This window comes from Prevotella melaninogenica, from assembly GCF_018127925.1.
Classification (GTDB): Bacteria; Bacteroidota; Bacteroidia; order Bacteroidales; family Bacteroidaceae; genus Prevotella; species Prevotella melaninogenica_C.
The window spans coordinates 1,208,126-1,230,067 of record NZ_CP072347.1 but is presented as its reverse complement, the minus strand read 5'-3'; the positions used below and the strand labels follow the sequence as shown (position 1 = coordinate 1,230,067).

Sequence of the window (21,942 nt, the reverse complement as noted above, 5' to 3'; positions counted from 1 at the left end):
TGCCTGTAGAGAGGGAGAGGGTAGGCAATCAGAAAGGATAAATAATGAGTTCGTCAGGATGTATATATAAAGGTGGCGTAATGAAGCCACATCTAGAGAACAGTAACAACTATTTTTAATCAAATCAAAAAAGCAATGAGAAAGAAACAAGAAAAGAAGGATTATTCTGCACCACGTTGCATGATAATCCAAGTAAGCGAAACCACTTATTTAATGGATACGTCTTACCCTGGTCAGCACAACCCAGCCCAGTCAGGCGGAACCTCTGGTGATGCCAAGCAGGCCCCAAGTTGGATGACAGAAAGCGAAGAAACGACGGAGCATTCTTCATGGGAAGACTAACAAAGAGAGTTATTAACCAAGTAAAGAAAACAAAATCACAAAAAGAAGAAACAGACAATGAAAAAGAAATTATTCAAGACCCGCCTGCTATCGTTCGCAGCTTTCTGCGGGCTCACATTAGCGTTTGCATCTTGTGCCAATGAAGACGTAGCACAGAACCCAAACAACACAGATAACGATAAGAACCTGACGACCTTCACAGCAGGTGACCCCTCAACGCGCACCTCAATGGAGAGTGATGGCAAGTTCTTTTGGGAAGCAGGCGACAAGATTTGGGTAAAAGATGATAACGGTGCATGGCGCCAAAGCAGCAATGCCCCAACAGCAAAGACTGCCAGCTTTAAGTTTAGAGTGCCTGGTAAGTTTACACAAAGCAGCACCTATAAGGTTTATTACCCTGGTAAGAATGGAAATCGAGACAAAGTAACAATCCCAGCTACCCAGAGCCAATCAGAGCCAAATACCACTGCTCACTTTGGTACATCAGGCGATTGCGGTATGGCTGATGCATCGAAGCAGTCAAACGGCTCGTTTGCTTTTGCGCTTGACCACAAGGCAGCTTATCTTCTCTTCTTACCTCGTACAACCAATACTATCTTACAGAATTGCTATTTGACAAAGGTGGAGGTAAGCTCTGATAATAACATTACCAGTACATATACCCTCAACCCAACAACAGGCGAACTCACAGGCACAGGCACAGGTAAGCAAATTATTGTTTCAACAGGTGGTAGCGGAACATACGCTAACGGTTTCCCTTTAACTAACAACTCCACAAGCGCCGCTACCAATGGTTCTTACGTTGTTATAAAGCCAGGCACTCACACACTCAGGATACGTTATTGGGTGAAAGACATTGCAACAAACGTAGAGGGAACTATAACTAAGACATTAGCATCAGCTACCTACGACCAGAACAAGTATTATAATATCACTGCTAACCTTAACGTAAAGGACTACGACGGTGACCATTATTACATGTGGGATGCTCAGAATCAATATTGGTACGGTTACGAATGGACAAAGAACTTGCCAGCAGGCGTAGGCCAGCCAACTCTTAACGATAACAGTTCATCAAATTACGCCCAGAGCAACACTGACCCACGTTACTACAACGAGGGCAGCGGTTCAGGTCGTTTCGATGCTACCCAGAGTTGTGCTACTCTTCCTAACGTGAACGAGATGACTTGGTACGCTGTCAAGGGTGATCCCCGTTGGGATCGTGATGAACTATGGACAACTATGGGTCATTTATATAAAGGCGGCATGTGGTTTAAGAAGAAGGCAAAGATAAGTGGATTCGACAATAACACGGCTGTCGACGGCAGTGATTGGCGTGGAAACATACGCGATGAGCACTGGTCCGCATCTAGAACTCTTCCTTCCGCTGCCGACGCAGGTAATTATTTCTTCCTGCCCGCCTTGGGTTTCTACAACTCTGGTGAGCTGACCCGCGTTGGCACTCACGGCTACTATTGGTCGTCTAGTGCTTACCCGTGGGGCAGCGGCTTCGCGTACTGCCTGAGAATCGAGAGTGGTTCCGTCTTTCTGGATAACAGCAGCCGCATCTTTGGGTACAGAATCGGGGTGTTTGAGTAGTCCTAAAAGCCCCACTCCAACCCTCCCCCAAAAGGGGAGGGAGCCTAACAGGATAAGGGAGGATGAGAGATAAGAGAAAATCTAACCCGTTGCAAGAAAATTTCTAACCTGTCAGAAATTTACGGGGAACGTGTTAGCGGGAAATTTCTAACAGGTCGGAAGAAAATTTCTCTACGGTGAGAAATTTACGTACCTACGGTTGGAAATAAATTTTTCACAAAGAAAAATTTTCTTCTGACCGTAGGAAAATTTAAAGCCCTCCTTTGGCTCTGAAAAAGATGGGTGGAAGTTTCAATTTTCTATAAATGGAAATGCTATTATCTTGAAGACAAAGAAGGTTTCTAACCAGAAAAAAAAGAGAAAACCATTGACACTACAAACTGGATAAAACCTTATTCAGAAAAGAATATGAAAAACGGAGAATAAACCATGGAACAAACCAAGGTGTAAATGCCGTAAAAACTTAAATATTTACTTTTAAAAACAAAACAATTATGAAGATTAAACTTCAAAAGAAAAAGAATCCGCAGAAGCGGACAGAGGAAAAGTTCTATGCTAATCCTGTAAATCTTGGTAAGAAAAACTTGCGAGACATTGCACGCGACATTGCGGGGCGTTCTTCACTCACACGTGGTGACATCGAAAACGTACTGGCAAACTTTATGGATTGTTTGCCTCATTATCTTCGTGACGGCTTTAGCGTGCAGTTGGGCGAGTTTGGTACGATGCGCCTGACTCTTTCAAGCGAAGGGGCTGCAACAGAAAAGGCCTTTAAGACAGAGACCATCAAGCCACGCGTAACGTTTACGCCGGGTGTAGAACTAAAGGCCGCTTTGCGCGAGAACTCGTATGAGACGGTGAAAGAGGAAAAAACGGGCTCTAAGGAAGAAGGGGGCGGAAAGACTCCTGGACCCTTGCCAGGGTAGTCCTTGCCAACTCCTCTGAAAAAGGGAAAGCCTTATCTTCAAGAGGGTTTGTCAAAATGCAAATTAATAAGTTGACAACTTTTAAACTATAAGTAGTTTTTCCTAAAAGCAAAGAAAAGACCATTTCTTTACTCAAAATCGAGTACAGAAATGGTCTTTTTTATTGGATTGTTTCAAACTGTAAGATTATCAAAATGGTATTTACATTTTGACACATCCCCTTGTTTTTATATTTACTAAAATGCTTTGGCTAATGAACCCATTAGCCAAAGAGATAATAGATTATTTCTTTCTTAATTCCTCAAGACTTGCTTTCAAAGCAGCAATCTTCTCCTCTGAGTCGCTCTGCTTTTTGCGCTCACGCTCGATAACTGCAGCAGGAGCATTTGCCACGAACTTCTCGTTTGAGAGCTTCTTCTTGATACCTGTGAGGAAGCCTTCAAGATGCTTGAGTTCCTTCTCCTGCTTCTCAATCTCAGCTGCAACGTCAATCAAGTCGCCCACTGGGACAGCGAAACTGTCGGTACCTACCATGAAGCCAGATGCATCGCCGCTCTTCTCTGTTACTACTTCAATAGTCTTCAAGTTAGCCATCTTAATGATTACACTGTTGTAAGCCTCGTAGTTGTTCTGACCGATTACGTTCAAGTCGAGTTCAACCTTTGGTGCAATATTCTTCTGGTTGCGTACGGTTCTCACACCGCTGACAATCGCTTTAACCTGCTCAATAGCTTCGATAAGGTTCAACTCATCCTTGCTTGGAGTATCGAGCTTGAGTTCATCACGCATGATGCTCTCGCTCTCCTTGCGATCATAGATGTGCTGCCACAACTCTTCAGTGATGAAAGGCATGAATGGGTGGAGCATCTTCAAGAGTGAATTGAAGAATTTAAGGGTTGCTTCGTAGGTAAGCTTGTCGATTGGTTTTCCATATTCTGGCTTAATCATCTCCAAGTACCAGCTTGAGAACTCGTCCCAGAAGAGGCGGTAAACAGTCATCAAAGCCTCTGAAATACGATAGCTCTTAAACTGCTCATTCATTTCTGCATTCACTTCTTTCAACTTAGCTTCGAACCACTCAACAGCAATCTTGTTTGCCAATGGCTGCTCTGCATCTGTTGTTTCCCAACCCTGAATGAGGCGGAAAGCATTCCAAATCTTATTGTTGAAGTTACGTCCCTGTTCGCAAAGTGTCTCGTCGAAAAGGATGTCATTACCTGCAGGTGCAGAGAGCATCATACCCATACGAACACCATCAGCACCATACTTCTCAATCAACATGATAGGATCTGGTGAGTTACCAAGACTCTTACTCATCTTTCGACCGAGCTTATCACGTACAATACCCGTGAAGTAAACATGCTTGAATGGGAACTTACCACGATACTCATAGCCTGCCATAATCATACGTGCTACCCAGAAGAAGATAATGTCTGGACCTGTAACAAGGTCGCTGGTAGGGTAGTAGTAGTTGATTTCTTCGTTGTCAGGGTTGTTGATTCCATCGAAGACAGAGATTGGCCACAACCAACTTGAGAACCAAGTATCCATGCAATCGCTCTCTTGTTCAAGGTCGGCAGCTGTTACTGAAGGATTAATCTCCTGTGCCAACTTCAATGCTTCTTCAGTAGTTTCTGCCACAACGGTGGCATTCTTGCCTTCTACATCTTTGAAGTAGTAAGCAGGAATACGATGACCCCACCACAACTGACGGCTGATACACCAGTCCTTGATGTTCTCTAACCAGTGGCGATATGTGTTCTTATACTTCTTTGGGTAGAACTCTATGTCGTCGTCCATGACAGGAGAAAGGGCGATATCAGCAAAGTGCTGCATCTTTAAGAACCATTGTGTAGACAGCTTTGGCTCAATAGGTACGTGTGTACGCTCTGAGTATCCGACTTTATTATCATAGTCCTCAACCTTCTCCATGAGGCCTGCAGCCTCCAAATCCTTTGATATCTGCTTACGTACATCCATACGATCCTGACCTACATACAAGCCAGCAGCCTCGGAGATAGTACCATTATCGTTGAAGATATCAATAGTTTCCAAACCGTGTTTCAAGCCAAGTGCATGGTCGTTAACGTCGTGAGCAGGTGTTACCTTCAAACAACCAGTACCGAACTGGATGTCAACGTATGAGTCTTCAACTACAGGAATCACACGGTTTACCAATGGAACTACAACGCGAAGACCCTTCAACCATGTGTTCTTAACGTCCTCTGGATTGATACACATAGCCGAATCTCCCATGATCGTCTCTGGACGAGTGGTTGCGACAACAGCATAGTAGCCCTTTGCATCTTTATGTATTACGTTGCCTTCATCCTTACGTTCAACCTTTGCTTGGTCGTCATCGGCAACATAATATTTAAGGTGATAGAGCTTAGAATGTTCATCCTTATAGATTACTTCTTCGTCAGAAAGAGCTGTTTGCGCCTGTGGGTCCCAGTTAACCATGCGTACACCACGATAGATGTAACCCTTCTTATAGAGGTCGCAGAATACCTTGATAACACTCTTGCTACGAGTATCGTCCATGGTGAAAGCAGTACGATCCCAATCGCATGAACAACCAAGTCGACGCAACTGCTTGAGGATAATGCCACCATGTTCGTGTGTCCAATCCCATGCATGCTCAAGGAACTGCTCACGAGTGAGGTCAGTCTTCTTTATACCTTGCTCTGTGAGGCGGTTCACAACCTTTGCTTCTGTAGCAATACTTGCGTGGTCAGTACCCGGTACCCAGCATGCATTCTTACCTTCCATGCGGGCACGTCTTACCAAGATGTCCTGTATTGTGTTGTTCAACATATGGCCCATATGAAGCACACCCGTTACGTTTGGTGGAGGGATAACCACAGTGTAAGGCTCGCGGCCATCAGGCTTAGAACTGAAAAGCTTGTTGTCCAGCCAATACTGGTACCATTTTGATTCCACTACTTGTGGATCATACTTGCTTGCTAATTCCATTGTCTCGTATATTATTATTTCTTTATTATCTTTAAAATTACGATGCAAAAGTACAAAAAATCCGCCTAAAAAGCGTATCTTTGCATCAATAATAGTACACTGATGAGTACTTTAACGTTTATGTTTAACTTTAAACATCAAGACTTTGCATACTAAAGAAGATAAACTGAAAGCTTTTTCCCGACTTTTAGATATTCAAGAACGACTCCGAAAGGAGTGCCCATGGGATAGTAAACAGACTAATGAAAGCCTCCGTCCCAATACGATTGAAGAGACCTTTGAGTTGGCAGATGCGCTCTTAAAAAATGACTCAAAGAATATCTGTAAAGAGCTTGGAGACGTCATGGAACATGTTATCTTCTATTCTACATTGGGTGAAGAAAAGGGGGACTTTGATGTTGCTGATGTCTGCAATGCGCAATCCGACAAACTTATGTTTCGACATGATTTTATCGATTGGACGGGTTGGAGTGTGACACATTCTGATATGGTAGTTAATGCTGCAGGACAAGTAGTTTACAAAGATGAAGAAGAACAGGCTGCTAAGAACGCACAGTCGACAACTCCTAATACTGCTTCACAGGTAGAATCAACATGGGAACAGCGCAAGCAACGTGAACGTGACGGAAACACTTCGGTACTCTCTGGTGTGCCCAATTCACTGCCAAGTCTTATTAAGGCTTACCGTATCCAAGACAAGGCACGTAATGTTGGTTTTGATTGGGAAGAGAAAGAGCAGGTCTGGGATAAGGTATATGAAGAATTAGAAGAACTGAAGAACGAGCTGATGAAGGAGGATAAGCAACGTTCAACAGAAGAACTTGGCGACTTTTTATTCTCTCTTATTAATGCAGCACGCCTCTATCATTTGAATCCTGATAATGCTCTTGAGCACACGAATCAGAAGTTTATCAAGCGATTTAACTATATTGAGGAAGCTGCTAAGGCAAAGGGTGTTACGATAAAAGACTTAACTCTTGCTGAAATGGATGAGTTATGGAATCAAGCTAAGGCTGCTAACAATTAAAATTACGATAAAAATTAAGGAGTGTAAATATGAAAAGAACCTTTTATTTTATCATGTCTTTGTTTATTCTTGCAGTAGCAATCTCTTGTAAGGATAGCAAACCTAAGTCTATGTTGTCTGAAACTGAAGAGGCTGAAGACTCTGTTGCCACAAACGATAGTACTATCTATGGTACGATGGTGGATGGTGGTATGAACTCTATTGTTCTGCTTACCGATCATGGTGACACACTTGAATATCTTGTAAACCCAAATGATACATTTGAAGTTGTTAAAGGTGGAAAGATTAATGGTGACCGATTTGCCATTATTGGTTATAAAGAGTATGGTGATAACTTTATGCGTTCAGCGATTAATCTTACCTCTTTGTTAGGTAACTGGAGTAGTCTTGATCGCAACTTTGAGATAAAAGAAGGAGGAAGCGTTACTTCAAGCTTGCAGTCTGAGAAGAATCCATGGACATCATGGAAAATATGGAACGGTAAGCTGATTCTGTCAAAAGACACCTTTGACGTAGAAAGCCTTGGAGCAGACACATTGTCATTAGAGAATAAATCGGGACTTTTTGTCTTTACAAGAGGTAAGTAAGTTCTTCGCTATACTCTCTTTAAAGAGAATGTAACGGCTATTATATAAGCTAATCTTTTCATTCCTCTCTTAAAAGGGTGGGATGAAAAGATATTGGTCAGTCTATATGGAACCATTCAAAGTACATATTCTTGGTTGCGGTAGCGCGTTACCAACTTTGCAACATAACGCTTCTTCCCAAGTTGTTGAGCTTAGGGAGAAGCTTTTTATGATTGATTGCGGAGAGGGAACGCAGATACAACTTCGTCGGTCGCGCATACATTTCTCAAAGATTATTGCTGTTTTTATTAGCCACTTGCATGGCGATCATTGCTTTGGCTTGCCTGGTATGATTTCAACCTTTGGTATGACAGGGCGTACGGCTCCATTACATATCTATGCTCCCGCTGCTTTTGAGCCTATACTTGACCAAACATTGAACTTTTTTTGTCAGGGATTAGAGTTCGAAGTAGTGTTTCATGCTGTTGATACAAAGCAGAATAAGGTGGTTTACGAGGATAGGAGTCTGACGGTTGAAACAATTCCTTTGCAGCATCGTATAGATTGTTGTGGTTATCTGTTCCGTGAGAAACCAACGCTACCACATATCCGCCGTGACATGATAGACTTTTATCATATTCCTATCAGTCAGATTAATAATATAAAGGCTGGGGCTGATTGGGCAACGCCAGAGGGTGATGTGATTCCTAATAGTAAGCTAACAACCCCTGCTGCACCTGCTCGTAGCTATGCTTATTGCTCTGATACGCGATACATTAAAACACTCCATAATCTTGTAAAAGAGGTAAGTACGCTCTATCATGAAAGTACATACGCAGCGCAAGATGCTGATCGTGCTCGTCTTTATTGGCATAGTACGTCGCAGCAAGCAGCACAGGTGGCTCGGGATGCAGCTGCAGGGAAACTTCTTTTAGGGCATTATTCAGCACGTTATGGTAATGAACAGCAGCTATTAGATGAAGCTAAAGAAATATTTCCTAATACTTTCCTGACACAAGAAGGTGCAAGTTTTGATATATAAGTTGGTTTGTTAGAGTTGTTTTGATGCCATTCTATCTGCTATAATATTATATAAAGAGGTTGCATACACCTTTTTATATAATATAAAACCTTTTAGGCTCTAATGACCGACTTGGGTTAAATATCTACCTATTATCATGTCTATCCATCTTTTATAAACAACTTGTTCTTATATCGATAGATATTTGTAAGCTATTTTCATGCAATTCGAAACCAATACATGCTCTTTTGGCTTTTTAAAGACGCCTAATTGACTTGCAATAGGTGCCCTTTAAGACCCTTTTTAACGCCCTTTAGAAGTCCAATTAAGCACCTCTTTACGTATTATTTTATAACTAATTGATTTTCTGTTGTTTGTAGACTTGTTTTTTATACGTGTTTTTGTCCTTATTTATAAATGTTTTATTTGAAATTATGTAATGATTTTTCATGGTTTTGTCTGCGAATTATCAACATACAAGAAGAAAGGGGGCTCTATGTTGGAAAGTGATAATAAAATAGGTAGTTTGACAATCTTGCCTATGTTTTTCTTTGATGTTTAACTTTGACTTCCAGTAAAACGATACGAAAAACATCCACATATTTAACGAAAAATCCTGTTAATCCTCCTTCTCTCCCTCCTTTGAAGATTGGAATGAGGCTAAACGCTCTCCCCTTACAAATATGATAACACCACTCAAGACCAGTACTAATCCACCGAAAAGAAGCTCGTTCCCATTGAAGTGGAGAATGACATGGAGTGCGAACAGAAGCAGACCTAAAATAATGTCTGCAATGCCTAAGTATTTGATATATCTTTTCATACAAAAGTGTAAATATACTATTTATTGGAGCAAAAGTACAAAAAATATTTGGTCAGTTGCATAAAAATTACTACTTTTGCACCGCATTATGCGAAAGCAGGTGTAATTTAATTCACAATTTTATATTTTTAAGTAGTATGAATCAATACGAAACCGTTTTCATTTTGACTCCCGTTTTGTCTGATGAACAGATGAAGGAAACGGTCGCTAAATTCAAGAAACTGCTCACCGACAATGGCGCTGAGATCTTGAACGAGGAGGCTTGGGGTTTGAAGAAGTTGGCTTACAACATTCAGAAGAAGTCATCTGGCTTCTACGCATTGTTAGAGTTCAACGCAGAACCAACAGTTATCGACACTCTCGAGACCGGCTTCCGTCGTGACGAGAAGGTTATTCGTTACATCACCGTTAAGCAGGACAAGTATTCTGCAGCTTATGCTGAGAAGCGTCGTGCTAAATGGGCAGCTAAAAAGGAGGCTTAAATCATGGCAGAGCAGAAATCAGAAATCCGTTATTTGACCGCTCCTTCTATCGATACAAAGAAGAAGAAGTATTGCCGTTTCAAGAAGAGCGGTATTAAGTACATCGATTATAAGGATGGCGAGTTCTTGAAGAAGTTCCTCAATGAGCAGGGTAAGATTCTTCCTCGTCGTATTACAGGTACTTCTTTGAAGTATCAGCGTCGTGTGGCTCAAGCTGTTAAGCGTGCACGCCAGATTGCGCTCCTTCCATACGTAACCGATTTGATGAAGTAAAAAGGAGGTCAATAGATGGAAATTATTTTGAAAGAAGATATTATCGGTCTTGGATACAAGAACGATATCGTTAATGTGAAGAACGGCTATGGTCGTAACTATCTCATCCCAACTGGTAAGGGTATCATCGCTTCTCCATCTGCAAAGAAGCAGTTGGCAGAGAACTTGAAGCAGCAGGCTTCTAAGCTCGCAGCTCTCAAGGCTGAGGCAGAGAAGAAGGCAGCTCAGTTGGATGGTGTAGAGCTTGCTATTGCAACTAAGGTATCTGCTACTGGCGTAACTTACGGTTCAGTAAACGCAGCTACTGTTGTTGAGGAACTTGCTAAGCGCGGTATTGAAATCGATCGTAAGATTGTTACAATGCGCGATATGAAGAAGGTTGGCACATCTGAGGCTACTGTACACTTCCACAAGGAGGTTGAGGTTAAGATTCCTGTAACTGTTGTTGCAGAGAACCAGCCGGCACCTGCTGTTGAGGAGGCTCCAGTAGAGCAGCCAGCAGAGACACCTGTAGCTGAGGAGGAAACTCCTGCAGCTGAGTAATTTTATATTGACATTTTGCACTGTAAAGCAGTAATGTTAGATAATAATCCCTTTCACTTTCGGGTGGAGGGGATTTTTTAGTCATTATGAAACGAATTGTACTTACCGGCGGACCTTGTGCCGGAAAAACGACTGCACTTGTCAAGATCATTGAGCATTTCTCAAGTCTTGGCTATAAGGTGTTTATCATTCCAGAAGTTCCAACGCTCTTCTCTCAGGCGGGTATGGATTATCTTACAGATAATGCTGCGTTCTTCTATGAAGGAGAGAAGGCAACATTGGAGGTTCAGCTTGCTTTGGAAGATAAGTTTACGCGTATGGCTGAGACCATTGATAAACCTACGATTATAGTATGTGATCGTGGTACAATGGATATCTCTGCTTATATGAAGCCAGAGATGTGGAAAGAGATTACAGCTGGTGTAGGAACAACTTCTGAGGAACTTCGTGCTCGTTATGATGCAGTTCTTCACCTTGTGAGTGCTGCGGATGGAGCAGAACAGTTCTATACCACTGCTAATAATGCTGAACGTACAGAAGGGCTTGAGCTTGCACGTGAAATGGATAAGAAAGTCATTCAAGCTTGGTCGGAACATCCGCACTTGCGTGTAATCAACAATCACGAGAACTTTGACACAAAGATTAAGCGTGTTATACAGGATATTTCTAATGTATTGGAGATTCCACAGCAGATTGTCGAGGAGCGTAAATACATTGTTCGATTGACTGGTGAGATTCCTGATGCTATCGAAAGTGAGATTACACAGACCTATCTAACCTCAGAACCTCGCAGTGAGGTGCGTCTACGTCGTCGTACTCTGAATGGTGTTTCGGTTAATGTTCGTACAACAAAGAAGACTTTACCGAATAATGAACAGGTTGTTACTGAGCGACAGATAGATAATAATCTATATGAATCATTGATGCGTCAGGCAGATCCTTATCGTCAATCTATCCACAAGATTCGCAAGACTTTTATCTGGCGTGGTCAGTTCTTTGAACTTGACACTTACCTTGCTCCAACCTCTAATCTTCAGATTTTGGAGACAAAGGGAATCGTTGATCATGAGGATGTGAACTTCCCTCCATTTATTGAAGTACTTGAGGACATCACTGGTAATACGGAATATTATAACTACAATTTAGCTTTGAAGAGATAAAGAGTTAAAGCCTTCTGTGTTAAAGAATAGCTTTACCACTTTAAAGTAAAATAAATGCCGTAACACTCTCTGAGCGTTACGGCATTTGTATATTTAGTTTTCGTAGGAGTTTACTTCTTCTTTGCAGCCTTGTCGACTTTCTCCCAGTATTTCTTACCTTTTTCCTTCAACTTAGTTGTGAAGTCCATTGCGTCTGCCGCAGCCTGTGCTTCATCAGCAGGAGATGCATAAGCGTGTTGGAATCCCTTAACCTTATTCCACTCTCCGCGTGTGAAATCAGGCACCTCTACTGGGATGTTACCATTGTCCATGGAGATAGAACCTAACTCAGCTAAGCAGCACCATTCTGCTAAGTCATAAACGTCAATGTCCAAAGGAAGACCATTCTGCAAGCAGTAGACCAAACGTGAATCCATGATGAAGTCCATACCACCATGTCCACCAACTTCTTTTGCCTGCTTCTCATATTTAGCAACGATAGGACTCTCATACTTCTCTATCAATGCTTTTGTATCAACCTGTGAAAGATAAGAGTGACCTGAAAGGTTGTCTGATGACGGAGTAACACCTGATTTCTTCATCTCCTCAGCAGAAAGCGCAAAGCCTTCAAAAGGATACTTATTGGCAAAACCCTTTGTACCAGTAAGCTGATACATACGATTGTATGGCTGTGGGGTCATTACATTATGATGAATCTCAATAACTTTTCCGTTTTCAGTGCTGATAAGGGTAGTTGTTTGGTCACCATTACGGAACTCTTTACAAGGCTCACCAGTCATCTTTTCAACCTGTTTCTTACCGTTAACAGACTTTGTATCCATAGCAATAAGCGTATTCATCTTGTCACCTCTGTGGATATTCAGAACCTGTGCGATAGGACCTAAGCCATGAGTAGCGTAAACATCACCACGGAACTTCTGGTTGTAATCCAATCTCCAGCCTAACTTGTCTTGTGCATCCTTCTTCCAATATGCGTCCCAGAATTTAGATAGTTCATGACGATAGGCACCCTGAACATAAAGAATCTCACCGAAGACATCTTTCTGTGCCATGTTTAGTGAGTTCAACTCAAAGAAGTCATAGCAGCAGTTCTCAAGCATCATACAGTGCAGACGCTTCTTCTCAGAGATATCGATGAGTTTCCAAATTTCTGTAAGGTTCATGGCAGCAGGTACTTCTACGGCAACGTGCTTACCATTATTCATAGCCTCGTAGGCAACAAGGAAGTGGTGCTTCCAGTCTGGAGCTATATACACAAGGTCAATATCCTTACGCTTGCAAAGCTCCTTGTAGCCATCTTCGCCAGAGTAAATGTCGGCTGCAGGCATACTTGCTTTACGCAGATATTCTTGACATCTCTCAGCTCTGTCACGCTCATAATCACAGAGAGCCATTACTTGGATGCCAGGGATGTGTGTCCAACGCTCTACAGCATCATGACCGCGCATTCCTAAACCAACAAAAGCTACGCGAACAACCTTTAACTTAGGTGTCGTCATGTTCAATGCACTTTCCTGTCCAGCTGCACGTACTGGAACTTCCGTTACAGCTTTTCCATTGGTCACCTTGTATGGCCAATTGAATTGAGCCGATACGCTTGATGGTAAGAGTAAGCTACCAAGAATAAACGCAGCAGCTATTGATTTTCTAATACTCATTGTTTTTAGTTATTTGTTTATTGGTAAATTTTGTATTCTAATATTCAAAGTATTTGTAGGCAAAGATACTAAAAAATATTTAAACAAAAGAAGTATGACTTCCCCTTTTTCCTAATGATTTAGCCATTGTTTAGTAAGACTCAACTATTCAATGTGTTATGTATTATTACTTACGTTTATACTTAAATTAGTTTATAGGGCTTTTAGGCTGTCGACAAAAAATCTCGAAGTTGTTAATCATAAGTTTCTCACTTATATTATAATGATAGAAAAGATTCTTTCTTTTGGTTTTCTACTGATTTGTTGATGTTAAGCACGTGTGGTGCGGATGGTGAACACCAATGGTGCGAATGGTGCGCACCACACGTGTTGTTGGTCAACACTTATCAAATAACTATACCTATTAATATGAATAATTGATGTTTTGGTTTAATGATGGGCTTGTATGACAATGCTTGTGATACAAAAAAAAGGAACTCCTACATTGAGTAAAAGTTCCTTTGTTGTGTCTATATGCTTATTATCCTTCGCGTCTCATCTGCTCAATCAGCTCTTTCTGACGGTCAGTGAGGTGGTCAGGAAGTTTCACATTGTAGGTGATAATAAGGTCGCCGAAGGTACCATCACCTCGGTCATAACCCTTACCACGTAGGCGAACCTTTGTTCCACCTTGTGTCAATGGTTTTACCTTCAGTTTTACTTTCTGTCCACCAGAGAGTTGAATAACGATTTCACCACCTAAAAGAGCCGTGTAGAGGTCTATGCCGACATTAGCCTCCATCTGCCCTGTTGGCTGTTGTCCATGAGCTCTACCCGTGTTGAATCCAGATGAACGGCGACGTCCACCACCTCCGAAGAGGTCTTGGAAGAAGCTGCTAAAGCCGCCTCCGCCATTACCGAAACTGCTAAAGTCGAATCCGCCAAAAGGATTTCCGCCACCTTGTTCGCCTTGGAATCCACCAAAACCACCAGCATTTTCATAGGCTTCAGCATTACGCCACTGTTCTCCGTATTTATCGTATTTAGCTCGCTTTTCAGGATCACCGATAACCTCAAATGCCTCGCTCAGTGCTTGGAATTTAGCTTTTGCCTTTGGGTCGTTTGGATGTAAGTCTGGATGAAACTGCTTAGCTCTCTTTCTATAGGCTGCTCGCACATCTTTTTGAGGGATATTGCGGTCAACACCAAGAATCTTATAATAATCTATAAATGCCATAATATTTCTTCCTTAATTAATGTTTTAATACCGTCTTTAAGGTAGCAAATAATGTGCCATTAGTCCATTCTGTCACGATAATCCTCGTATGTATATTCGCGAAGCATCTCGAGTTCGTTATCTGTATGGAGTAGGGCGATAGCTGGGTGACTGATACCATTGAACATATTTGTCTTGACAGTCGTGTAGTGGAGCATATCTTCAAAGATAATGTTCTCGCCTACTTCCAGTGTATGACCAAAGTCCCACGAGCCCATCCAGTCACCACTCAGACAGCTGTTGGCACCCAATCGGTAGGTATATTCGCCTTTTGCAGAACCATCTTCATCGACAAGTTTTGCATTGCGAATGGTAGGGTGGTAAGGCATTTCAAGACAATCGGGCATGTGACAGGTAAAACTTGCATTGAGGATAGCTGTCTTTATGCCATGATCCTCTACTATATCAACAACTTGTACTACCAGTGGACCCGTCTGCCAAGCAAAGGCACTACCTGGTTCGAGGATAACCTTAAGCCACGGATAGCGTTTACGGAATCCTCGCAAGATATGTATCAGACGTTTAACGTCATAGTCTTTGCGTGTCATGAGATGACCACCACCAAAGTTAATCCACTTTAGTTGAGGGAACCACTTGGTAAACTTCTCTTCTATATGTACTAAGGTGCGTTCGAAGACATCGCTACCACTTTCGCAATGACAATGGATATGAAAGCCATCAATGTCCTCTGGTAGTGTTTCTGGTAGCTTATCGGATGATATTCCAAAGCGAGTACCAGGCGCACAAGGGTTATAAATGAGCGTTTCTACCTCTGAGTACTCAGGATTTACACGCAAACCGAAACTTAACTTCTCATTTTCAATCTTGGCACGTACGTGAAAACGCTCGTATTGTGTCAATGAATTAAATACAAGATGTGATGAACAGCGAGCGATGTCGTCAATTTCATAATCCGTATAGCCTGGTGAGAAGGTGTGTGTGGGTGCTCCAAATTCCTCAAAGCCCAGTCGAGCTTCAAAGAGAGAGGAGGCTGTTGTAGCCTTGATATACTCACGAAAAATAGGAAACGTACGCCATAATGCGTATGCTTTGAATGCGAGAATAATCTCAACATCAGCCTCTTTTGCCACGTGGGCAATGAGGTTTAGATTTTCTCTGAGCCTTGTCTCTTCCAGCACATACATTGGGCGAGAGAGTTCGGCGTATGTTAATGGATTTATTTTCATGGTGCAAATATAAGGAAAAATTTGCAGTTATGGGAAATAATCTCTACCTTTGCAATACAAATAAACTAAAGGCATGAAACTGGTCATCATGACTAAGTCCACGTATTTTGTGGAAGAAGATAAGATTTTAAGTATGCTTTTCGAGGAAGGGCTTGATAGTCTGCACATCTCGAAGGCAGATACTTCCCCACTTTATTTGGAACGTCTTCTTTCACTTTTGCCTTCTGAATATCATCGTAAAATCACAATACATCAGCATTTTAATATGAAGAATGAGTTTTCTTTGGGTGGTATCCACTTGGATAACTCAAGTATTGCTGTGCCTCGTGGCTATCGTGGCTCTCTAAGTAGAACTTGTGATGATGTAATGCAGCTAAAGGCTATGAAGAAACAATCGGACTATGTCTTTCTAAAGAATATCCACCAACCTCGTGAACAATCGGAAAAAGAAGAGCGTGTTATCTCTGATCTTGAATTAGACGAGGCTTATAGGCAGGGCATTCTTGGGCGACATGTTTATGCAATGGGTGGTGTAACGATAGACGATATACCTATTCTTCGTGAGCTTGACTTTGGTGGAGTAGTGGTTCGGAACGACTTATGGGATAAGTTTCGTATCTATAATGAACAGAATTTTAGCTCTATCATTAATCACTTCCGTAAGCTGCGTGCCCTCTGTTAATGATACAGAGACTTATAAAGATTTATACGTTATCAATATAAACAACTAAAAGAAATGAGTGAAAATAACTCTTTTTTGGTATTCTCTGGTACAAAGACGAGATACCTTGCTGAGAAAATCTGCGCCAGCCTTGGCTGTCCGCTAGGTAACTTGGTGATGACCCGCTTCTCTGACGGCGAATTTGTCGTTTCTTACGAGCAGAGTATTCGTGGTAAGGATGTCTTCCTTGTACAGAGCACTTTCCCAAACTCTGACAACCTTATGGAGCTTCTCTTGATGATTGATGCGGCTAAGCGTGCTTCAGCTCGTCACATTATCGCTGTTATGCCTTATTTTGGTTGGGCGCGTCAAGACCGTAAGGATAAGCCACGTGTCAGCATTGGTGCGAAATTAGTAGCCGACTTGTTGAGTGTTGCTGGTATCGACCGTCTGATTACAATGGACTTACATGCAGATCAGATTCAGGGTTTCTTCAATGTTCCTGTTGACCATCTCTATGCAAGTGGTGTTCTTCTTCCTTATGTTCAGGGCTTACATTTGAAGGATCTTGTTATAGCAAGTCCTGATGTAGGTGGCTCTAAGCGTGCTAATACTTACGCTAAGTATCTTGGTTGTCCACTGGTTCTTTGTAACAAGACTCGTGCACGTGCCAATGTCGTTGATACAATTCAGATTATTGGTGATGTGAAAGATAAGAACGTTATCATCGTTGATGATATGGTTGATACAGCTGGTACTATCACCAAGGCAGCTGACGTTATGAAGGAGGCAGGTGCTAAGAGTGTACGTGCTATTGCTTCTCATTGTGTGATGAGTGGTCCTGCTACTGAGCGTGTAGAGGCTTCTGCGTTGGAGGAGATGGTTTTCACAGACTCTATTCCATATACAGATCGTTGCTCAAAGGTAAAGCAGATTTCTGTAGCTGATATGTTTGCAGAAACAATCCAGCGTGTATTGAACAATGAGAGTATCTCAAGCCAGTACCTTATATAATAAGGAATGACGTAAGATAAGTCTTTTTTATAAAAGGATATATTATAATGTTGGGACGCATAGTTTATGTGTTCCAACATTTTTTATTTGTGATTATTCTGCCTAAAAGATGGCTTTTGTCTTATGGCATTTGCTCATTATAAGTCAACTTCTTTCCTCCTTCTTTCCCATATCCCTTCTTTGTTATTTCACTTGATGTATGTCAATAAACGTCGTTTCGCTGAAAATAATCGTGAAAAAGTTTTGTTGTGTGCGCAAACAGTTGTACCTTTGCATCGTCAAAAGACAAATATAGATTGTTTAGGTTAGTAGTAATAGATTTAGGTTTTTAGTTATTATTTTAAGGTAGAACAAAAGAGATTGTTCAGGTTAAATTTAAAATAGGTTTAGTTAAGGTAATATGAGATTGATTAAAGGATAACAATGATGCAAGATGATTGGGGAACGCCGTGAGGCGCGAACCAAAAGTCAAGCTCAAAGAACTCACAGAAATGTGGGTATTAAAGGGCACAGCAAATTACTTGCTGTGCCCTTTAATTCTTTTGTAATTCTCTCTTTAACAGTGTTATTTAAATATTCAAGCGGTGTGTTTGTTATTTTCTTTTTTGATGAAGTCTTCCGATAAACATATAGAAGTGGAGTTTTACGCAATGTTGTAATGGTAGAAACGCATCTATCTACTTGTCATTTCTCAACATTCTGATGATGCGCACATGTTGTGCGGAGGCTTAGCACATAGCGTGCGGAGGCTTAACACCATTCGTGCGGATGGTAAATAGCATTGGTGTTGAATGTTCTTTGTTTTGTAAAATATAGTCAATATGATTACAGATTGGGGTTGCAAAGGTGTTATATCACCCGCTGCAGATATTAGTTTGATATTGAACTTACTTTTACAAAGAAATAAGATATAATTCAATGTCTGCTTTTTTATAGTGACACATCTTGAAAATTTAATTATAAAAAGAGAACTTTATCCTATTAGTTTAAATATCATACTCCCTCACTTTGTTCAAATTTCTTTATCATTTACAATGGATTTCGCCCCTTCTCTGTAAAAGTAAATGCTTACGAACGTAATTTTGAGAACATGGCTTAAAAATGTTTTATAAATTTGTTGTTCTCAGTTGAAATCGGTATCTTTGCATATAGGTTATTTTAATTATAATAAACTAAAAACGAGAAACGTGAAACATAAATATATCATCATATTGTTACTTCTCCTTCCTTCGTGTCTCTTTGCACAAAACATAGAGATAGGAACTTGTACAACAACGGATGGAGGAACTTATCATGGACAGATGTTCCGTGGTAAACCAAATGGTAAAGGAAAAACAACTTATAAGAAAGGTAATGTCTATGAAGGTGATTATATGAAAGGTTTACGCCATGGACAAGGAACCTATAAGTTTGCAGATGGTGAGAAGTATGTAGGTCAGTGGTTCCAAGATCAGCAACATGGGCAAGGTGTTTACTACTTTGCCAATGGTAATCGTTATGATGGTTTATGGTACAAGGACTATCAGCAGGGACAGGGAACAATGTATTATTACAATGGTGATAAGTATATTGGTAATTGGGACCATGACAAAAGAAGTGGTGAAGGAAAGTATATCTTTGCCAATGGTGCGTTTTATGAAGGCTCATGGAAGAACGACATGAAGAACGGACATGGTAGTTTCAAATGGCCTGACCGCTCATCGTTTACAGGAAATTGGGTGAATAACCTAAAAGAAGGTAAAGGAATTTATATTTATGCAGATGGTGATGAATATAATGGAGAGTGGAAGAATGACCTACAGAATGGTAAGGGAATCTATAAATTCAAGGATGGCGAAAGCTATGATGGTGAATATTTAGATGGTGAACGCACAGGACAAGGTATCTTCCGTTATAAGAATGGCGACCAATATTCTGGCCATTTCCTTAAAGGACTTAAGTCTGGCTATGGCACAATGTCATGGAATAATGGCGATATCTATGTAGGTTATTGGGAGAAAGACATGCAGAATGGACAGGGTAAACTGACCAAGAAGAATAAGGATGTGTATGAAGGGCAGTTCCGAAATGGTTTATTAGAAGGACTAATCATCATACACTATGCTGATGGCAGTAAGTTTCGTGGCAGCTACCACAATGGCAAAAGAAATGGAACAGCTGTTGAGGAGACTACTGATGGTGTTCGTTTTGAAGGTAACTATCGTGATGACCACCGTGATGGAAAGTTCATTGAGCGTGATAAGAATGGTAAAGTAACTGCCAGCGGTTATTATGAAAGAGGAAAACGCTATACGAATTAGTCTTTACAAAATATAACAAATAACATAAAGCTTATCTACCATGGTTACAAAGAAGACCACAACAAAGAAGGCTCCAGTCAAAAAGACTTCTGCTAAAACGGTAAAAGTGAAGGAGCCGTCTCACATAGGCCTCGTAAAGAATGATGCCTATTTGGCTCCTTATGAGGATGCAATTCGTGGACGTCACGAGCATGCTCTTTGGAAGATGAATCAGCTTACTCAGAATGGCAAGTTGACACTCTCGGATTTTGCAAACGGCCATAACTACTATGGTTTGCATCAGACAGCTGACGGTTGGGTATTTCGTGAATGGGCTCCTAACGCTACTGAGATTTATCTTGTTGGTGATTTCAATGGCTGGAATGAGCAAGAAGCCTATCAATGTCACAGGATTGAAGGTACTGGTAACTGGGAACTTACGCTCCCACATGATGCTATGCAGCATGGTCAGTACTACAAGATGCGTGTACATTGGGAAGGTGGAGAAGGTGAGCGCATCCCTGCTTGGACACAACGTGTTGTTCAAGATGAAGCAAGCAAAATCTTCTCTGCACAGGTATGGGCACCTGCTGAGCCATATGTTTGGAAGAAAAAGACCTTTAAGCCACAGACTTCTCCACTATTAATCTACGAGTGTCACATTGGTATGGCACAGGATGAAGAGAAGGTTGGAACATATAATGAGTTCCGTGAGAAGGTATTGCCACGTGTAATTAAGGACGGATATAACGCCATTCAGATTATGGCTATTCAGGAACATCCTTATTATGGTAGCTTTGGTTATCACGTTAGCTCTTTCTTTGCAGCCAGTTCACGCTTCGGAACGCCTGAAGAGTTGAAGGCACTCATTGATGAAGCGCATAAGAATGGCATTGCTGTTATCATGGATATCGTCCACTCTCATGCTGTTAAGAACGAGGTGGAAGGCTTGGGCAACTTAGCTGGTGATCCTAATCAGTACTTCTATTCGGGTGAGCGTCATGAGCATCCAGCATGGGATTCGCTATGTTTCGACTATGGTAAAGACGAAGTTCTCCACTTCCTTTTGTCTAACTGTAAATACTGGTTAGAGGAATATCACTTTGATGGTTTTCGCTTTGATGGTGTGACTTCAATGCTTTATTACAGTCATGGATTAGGTGAAGCATTCTGCAACTATGCTGATTATTTCAATGGTCATCAGGATGATAACGCTATCTGTTATTTGACACTTGCCAACTGTCTTATCCATGAGGTAAACAAGAATGCAGTAACGATTGCAGAGGAAGTGTCGGGTATGCCAGGTTTAGCAGCTAAGTTTAAAGATGGTGGATACGGCTTTGATTATCGTATGGCAATGAATATCCCAGACTACTGGATAAAGACTATCAAGGAGTTAGCAGACGAAGCTTGGAAGCCTTCTTCTATCTTCTGGGAGATAAAGAATCGACGTTCTGATGAGAAAACTATTTCTTATTGCGAATCACACGACCAAGCATTGGTGGGCGATAAGACTATTATCTTCCGATTAGTAGATGCAGATATGTATTGGCATTTCCGTAAGGGAGACGAAACAGAGATGACTCATCGTGGCATTGCACTGCATAAGATGATTCGTCTTGCTACTATTGCTGCTATTAATGGTGGCTATCTGAACTTTATGGGTAATGAGTTTGGGCATCCAGAGTGGATTGATTTCCCACGTGAAGGTAATGGATGGAGTTATAAGTATGCCCGTCGACAGTGGAACTTAGTTGATAACAAGGAGCTATGTTATCACTTGCTTGGCGACTTCGACCGCAAGATGTTAGAGGTAATTACAAGCGAGAAAAAGTTTAATGAGACTCCTATCCAAGAGATTTGGCACAATGATGGCGACCAGATATTGGCATTTAGTAGGGGAGAGTTAGTCTTTGTATTTAACTTCTCACCAACACATTCTTATTCTGATTATGGTTTCTTGGTGCCAGAGGGTTCTTATAATGTAGTATTAAACACAGATGCTAAAGAGTATGGTGGCTTTGGCTTTGCTGATGATACAGTAGAGCATTTCACAAATAGCGACCCTCTTTATGAGAAAGATCATAAAGGCTGGCTCAAACTTTATATACCAGCTCGTAGTGCGGTAGTATTGAGAAAGAAATAAATTC

Annotated in this window: 19 protein-coding genes; 14 read left to right on the top strand and 5 right to left on the bottom strand. The window is 41.3% G+C overall.

Features of this window, described 5'->3' with window-relative positions; translation table 11 throughout:
- Positions 1-135: 135 nt before the first annotated feature.
- The 3 genes from J4861_RS04665 to J4861_RS04655 all read left to right on the top strand — a co-directional run bounded on the left by J4861_RS04665 (position 136) and on the right by J4861_RS04655 (position 2,867).
- Complete coding sequence (locus J4861_RS04665) at positions 136-342, top strand: hypothetical protein (protein WP_249110740.1); 207 nt, start codon at positions 136-138, stop codon at positions 340-342.
- A gap of 57 nt (positions 343-399) precedes the next feature.
- Positions 400-1,941: a hypothetical protein gene (locus tag J4861_RS04660; RefSeq protein WP_211815985.1), complete on the top strand. Its 1,542-nt coding sequence runs from the start codon at positions 400-402 to the stop codon at positions 1,939-1,941.
- Positions 1,942-2,435: 494 nt separating this feature from the next.
- A complete protein-coding gene (locus J4861_RS04655; protein WP_211815984.1) occupies positions 2,436-2,867 on the top strand; it encodes an HU family DNA-binding protein in 432 nt (143 codons plus the stop codon).
- Between the two features lie 282 nt (positions 2,868-3,149).
- Here J4861_RS04655 and J4861_RS04650 read toward each other — a convergent pair whose 3' ends face one another.
- Positions 3,150-5,843, bottom strand: coding sequence for a valine--tRNA ligase (locus J4861_RS04650; protein WP_211815983.1), 2,694 nt, complete (start codon positions 5,841-5,843; stop codon positions 3,150-3,152).
- A gap of 145 nt (positions 5,844-5,988) precedes the next feature.
- Here J4861_RS04650 and mazG point away from each other — a divergent pair, with 145 nt between their 5' ends.
- From mazG to J4861_RS04635, 3 genes are all read left to right on the top strand, one after another.
- A complete protein-coding gene (mazG, locus tag J4861_RS04645) occupies positions 5,989-6,870 on the top strand; it encodes a nucleoside triphosphate pyrophosphohydrolase (protein ID WP_211815982.1) in 882 nt (293 codons plus the stop codon).
- A gap of 29 nt (positions 6,871-6,899) precedes the next feature.
- Positions 6,900-7,457, top strand: coding sequence for a lipocalin-like domain-containing protein (locus J4861_RS04640; RefSeq protein WP_211815981.1), 558 nt, complete (start codon positions 6,900-6,902; stop codon positions 7,455-7,457).
- A gap of 106 nt (positions 7,458-7,563) precedes the next feature.
- Positions 7,564-8,478, top strand: a complete 915-nt coding sequence (locus J4861_RS04635) for a ribonuclease Z (RefSeq protein WP_211816644.1) — start codon at positions 7,564-7,566, stop codon at positions 8,476-8,478.
- Positions 8,479-9,076: 598 nt separating this feature from the next.
- Here J4861_RS04635 and J4861_RS04630 read toward each other — a convergent pair.
- Complete coding sequence (locus J4861_RS04630; protein ID WP_211815980.1) at positions 9,077-9,280, bottom strand: hypothetical protein; 204 nt, start codon at positions 9,278-9,280, stop codon at positions 9,077-9,079.
- 137 nt (positions 9,281-9,417) lie between these two features.
- Here J4861_RS04630 and rpsF point away from each other — a divergent pair, with 137 nt between their 5' ends.
- The 4 genes from rpsF (at position 9,418) to J4861_RS04610 (ending at position 11,738) form a co-directional block, all read left to right on the top strand.
- A complete protein-coding gene (gene rpsF, locus J4861_RS04625) occupies positions 9,418-9,762 on the top strand; it encodes a 30S ribosomal protein S6 (RefSeq protein WP_004359906.1) in 345 nt (114 codons plus the stop codon).
- Positions 9,763-9,765: 3 nt separating this feature from the next.
- Positions 9,766-10,035, top strand: coding sequence for a 30S ribosomal protein S18 (rpsR, locus tag J4861_RS04620; protein WP_004353605.1), 270 nt, complete (start codon positions 9,766-9,768; stop codon positions 10,033-10,035).
- 15 nt (positions 10,036-10,050) lie between these two features.
- Positions 10,051-10,578 (top strand): 50S ribosomal protein L9, encoded by a 528-nt coding sequence (rplI, locus tag J4861_RS04615; RefSeq protein WP_211815979.1) that lies wholly within the window; start codon positions 10,051-10,053, stop codon positions 10,576-10,578.
- Positions 10,579-10,664: 86 nt separating this feature from the next.
- A complete protein-coding gene (locus tag J4861_RS04610) occupies positions 10,665-11,738 on the top strand; it encodes an AAA family ATPase (protein WP_211815978.1) in 1,074 nt (357 codons plus the stop codon).
- A gap of 110 nt (positions 11,739-11,848) precedes the next feature.
- On the opposite strand, the gene J4861_RS04605 is transcribed toward J4861_RS04610, so the two are convergent.
- The 3 genes from J4861_RS04605 to nspC all read right to left on the bottom strand — a co-directional run bounded on the left by J4861_RS04605 (position 11,849) and on the right by nspC (position 15,838).
- On the bottom strand, positions 11,849-13,396 hold the full coding sequence (locus J4861_RS04605) for a Gfo/Idh/MocA family protein (RefSeq protein ID WP_211815977.1): 1,548 nt from the start codon (positions 13,394-13,396) through the stop codon (positions 11,849-11,851).
- Between the two features lie 520 nt (positions 13,397-13,916).
- The gene (locus J4861_RS04600) at positions 13,917-14,612 is read right to left on the bottom strand and encodes a DnaJ domain-containing protein (protein WP_211815976.1); all 696 of its coding nucleotides are present in this window, start codon (positions 14,610-14,612) and stop codon (positions 13,917-13,919) included.
- Between the two features lie 59 nt (positions 14,613-14,671).
- A complete protein-coding gene (gene nspC / locus J4861_RS04595) occupies positions 14,672-15,838 on the bottom strand; it encodes a carboxynorspermidine decarboxylase (RefSeq protein WP_211815975.1) in 1,167 nt (388 codons plus the stop codon).
- A gap of 73 nt (positions 15,839-15,911) precedes the next feature.
- On the opposite strand from nspC, the gene J4861_RS04590 reads away from it, so the two are divergent.
- The 4 genes from J4861_RS04590 (at position 15,912) to J4861_RS04575 (ending at position 21,938) form a co-directional block, all read left to right on the top strand.
- Positions 15,912-16,520: a thiamine phosphate synthase gene (locus tag J4861_RS04590; RefSeq protein ID WP_211813285.1), complete on the top strand. Its 609-nt coding sequence runs from the start codon at positions 15,912-15,914 to the stop codon at positions 16,518-16,520.
- Between the two features lie 54 nt (positions 16,521-16,574).
- Positions 16,575-17,513, top strand: coding sequence for a ribose-phosphate pyrophosphokinase (locus J4861_RS04585; protein ID WP_004359899.1), 939 nt, complete (start codon positions 16,575-16,577; stop codon positions 17,511-17,513).
- A 1,187-nt stretch (positions 17,514-18,700) separates the two neighbouring features.
- Positions 18,701-19,813, top strand: coding sequence for an MORN repeat-containing protein (locus tag J4861_RS04580; protein ID WP_211815974.1), 1,113 nt, complete (start codon positions 18,701-18,703; stop codon positions 19,811-19,813).
- 40 nt (positions 19,814-19,853) lie between these two features.
- The gene (locus J4861_RS04575) at positions 19,854-21,938 is read left to right on the top strand and encodes an alpha amylase C-terminal domain-containing protein (RefSeq protein ID WP_211815973.1); all 2,085 of its coding nucleotides are present in this window, start codon (positions 19,854-19,856) and stop codon (positions 21,936-21,938) included.
- Positions 21,939-21,942 lie beyond the last annotated feature (4 nt).

Coding starts and splice junctions, on each gene's coding strand:
- J4861_RS04665 (WP_249110740.1), top strand. CDS start 136: ATGAGAAAGAAACAAGAAAAGAAGGATTATTCTGCACCACGTTGCATG.
- J4861_RS04660 (WP_211815985.1), top strand. CDS start 400: ATGAAAAAGAAATTATTCAAGACCCGCCTGCTATCGTTCGCAGCTTTC.
- J4861_RS04655 (WP_211815984.1), top strand. CDS start 2,436: ATGAAGATTAAACTTCAAAAGAAAAAGAATCCGCAGAAGCGGACAGAG.
- J4861_RS04650 (WP_211815983.1), bottom strand. CDS start 5,843: ATGGAATTAGCAAGCAAGTATGATCCACAAGTAGTGGAATCAAAATGG.
- J4861_RS04640 (WP_211815981.1), top strand. CDS start 6,900: ATGAAAAGAACCTTTTATTTTATCATGTCTTTGTTTATTCTTGCAGTA.
- J4861_RS04635 (WP_211816644.1), top strand. CDS start 7,564: ATGGAACCATTCAAAGTACATATTCTTGGTTGCGGTAGCGCGTTACCA.
- J4861_RS04630 (WP_211815980.1), bottom strand. CDS start 9,280: ATGAAAAGATATATCAAATACTTAGGCATTGCAGACATTATTTTAGGT.
- rpsF (WP_004359906.1), top strand. CDS start 9,418: ATGAATCAATACGAAACCGTTTTCATTTTGACTCCCGTTTTGTCTGAT.
- rpsR (WP_004353605.1), top strand. CDS start 9,766: ATGGCAGAGCAGAAATCAGAAATCCGTTATTTGACCGCTCCTTCTATC.
- rplI (WP_211815979.1), top strand. CDS start 10,051: ATGGAAATTATTTTGAAAGAAGATATTATCGGTCTTGGATACAAGAAC.
- J4861_RS04610 (WP_211815978.1), top strand. CDS start 10,665: ATGAAACGAATTGTACTTACCGGCGGACCTTGTGCCGGAAAAACGACT.
- J4861_RS04605 (WP_211815977.1), bottom strand. CDS start 13,396: ATGAGTATTAGAAAATCAATAGCTGCTGCGTTTATTCTTGGTAGCTTA.
- J4861_RS04600 (WP_211815976.1), bottom strand. CDS start 14,612: ATGGCATTTATAGATTATTATAAGATTCTTGGTGTTGACCGCAATATC.
- nspC (WP_211815975.1), bottom strand. CDS start 15,838: ATGAAAATAAATCCATTAACATACGCCGAACTCTCTCGCCCAATGTAT.
- J4861_RS04590 (WP_211813285.1), top strand. CDS start 15,912: ATGAAACTGGTCATCATGACTAAGTCCACGTATTTTGTGGAAGAAGAT.
- J4861_RS04585 (WP_004359899.1), top strand. CDS start 16,575: ATGAGTGAAAATAACTCTTTTTTGGTATTCTCTGGTACAAAGACGAGA.
- J4861_RS04575 (WP_211815973.1), top strand. CDS start 19,854: ATGGTTACAAAGAAGACCACAACAAAGAAGGCTCCAGTCAAAAAGACT.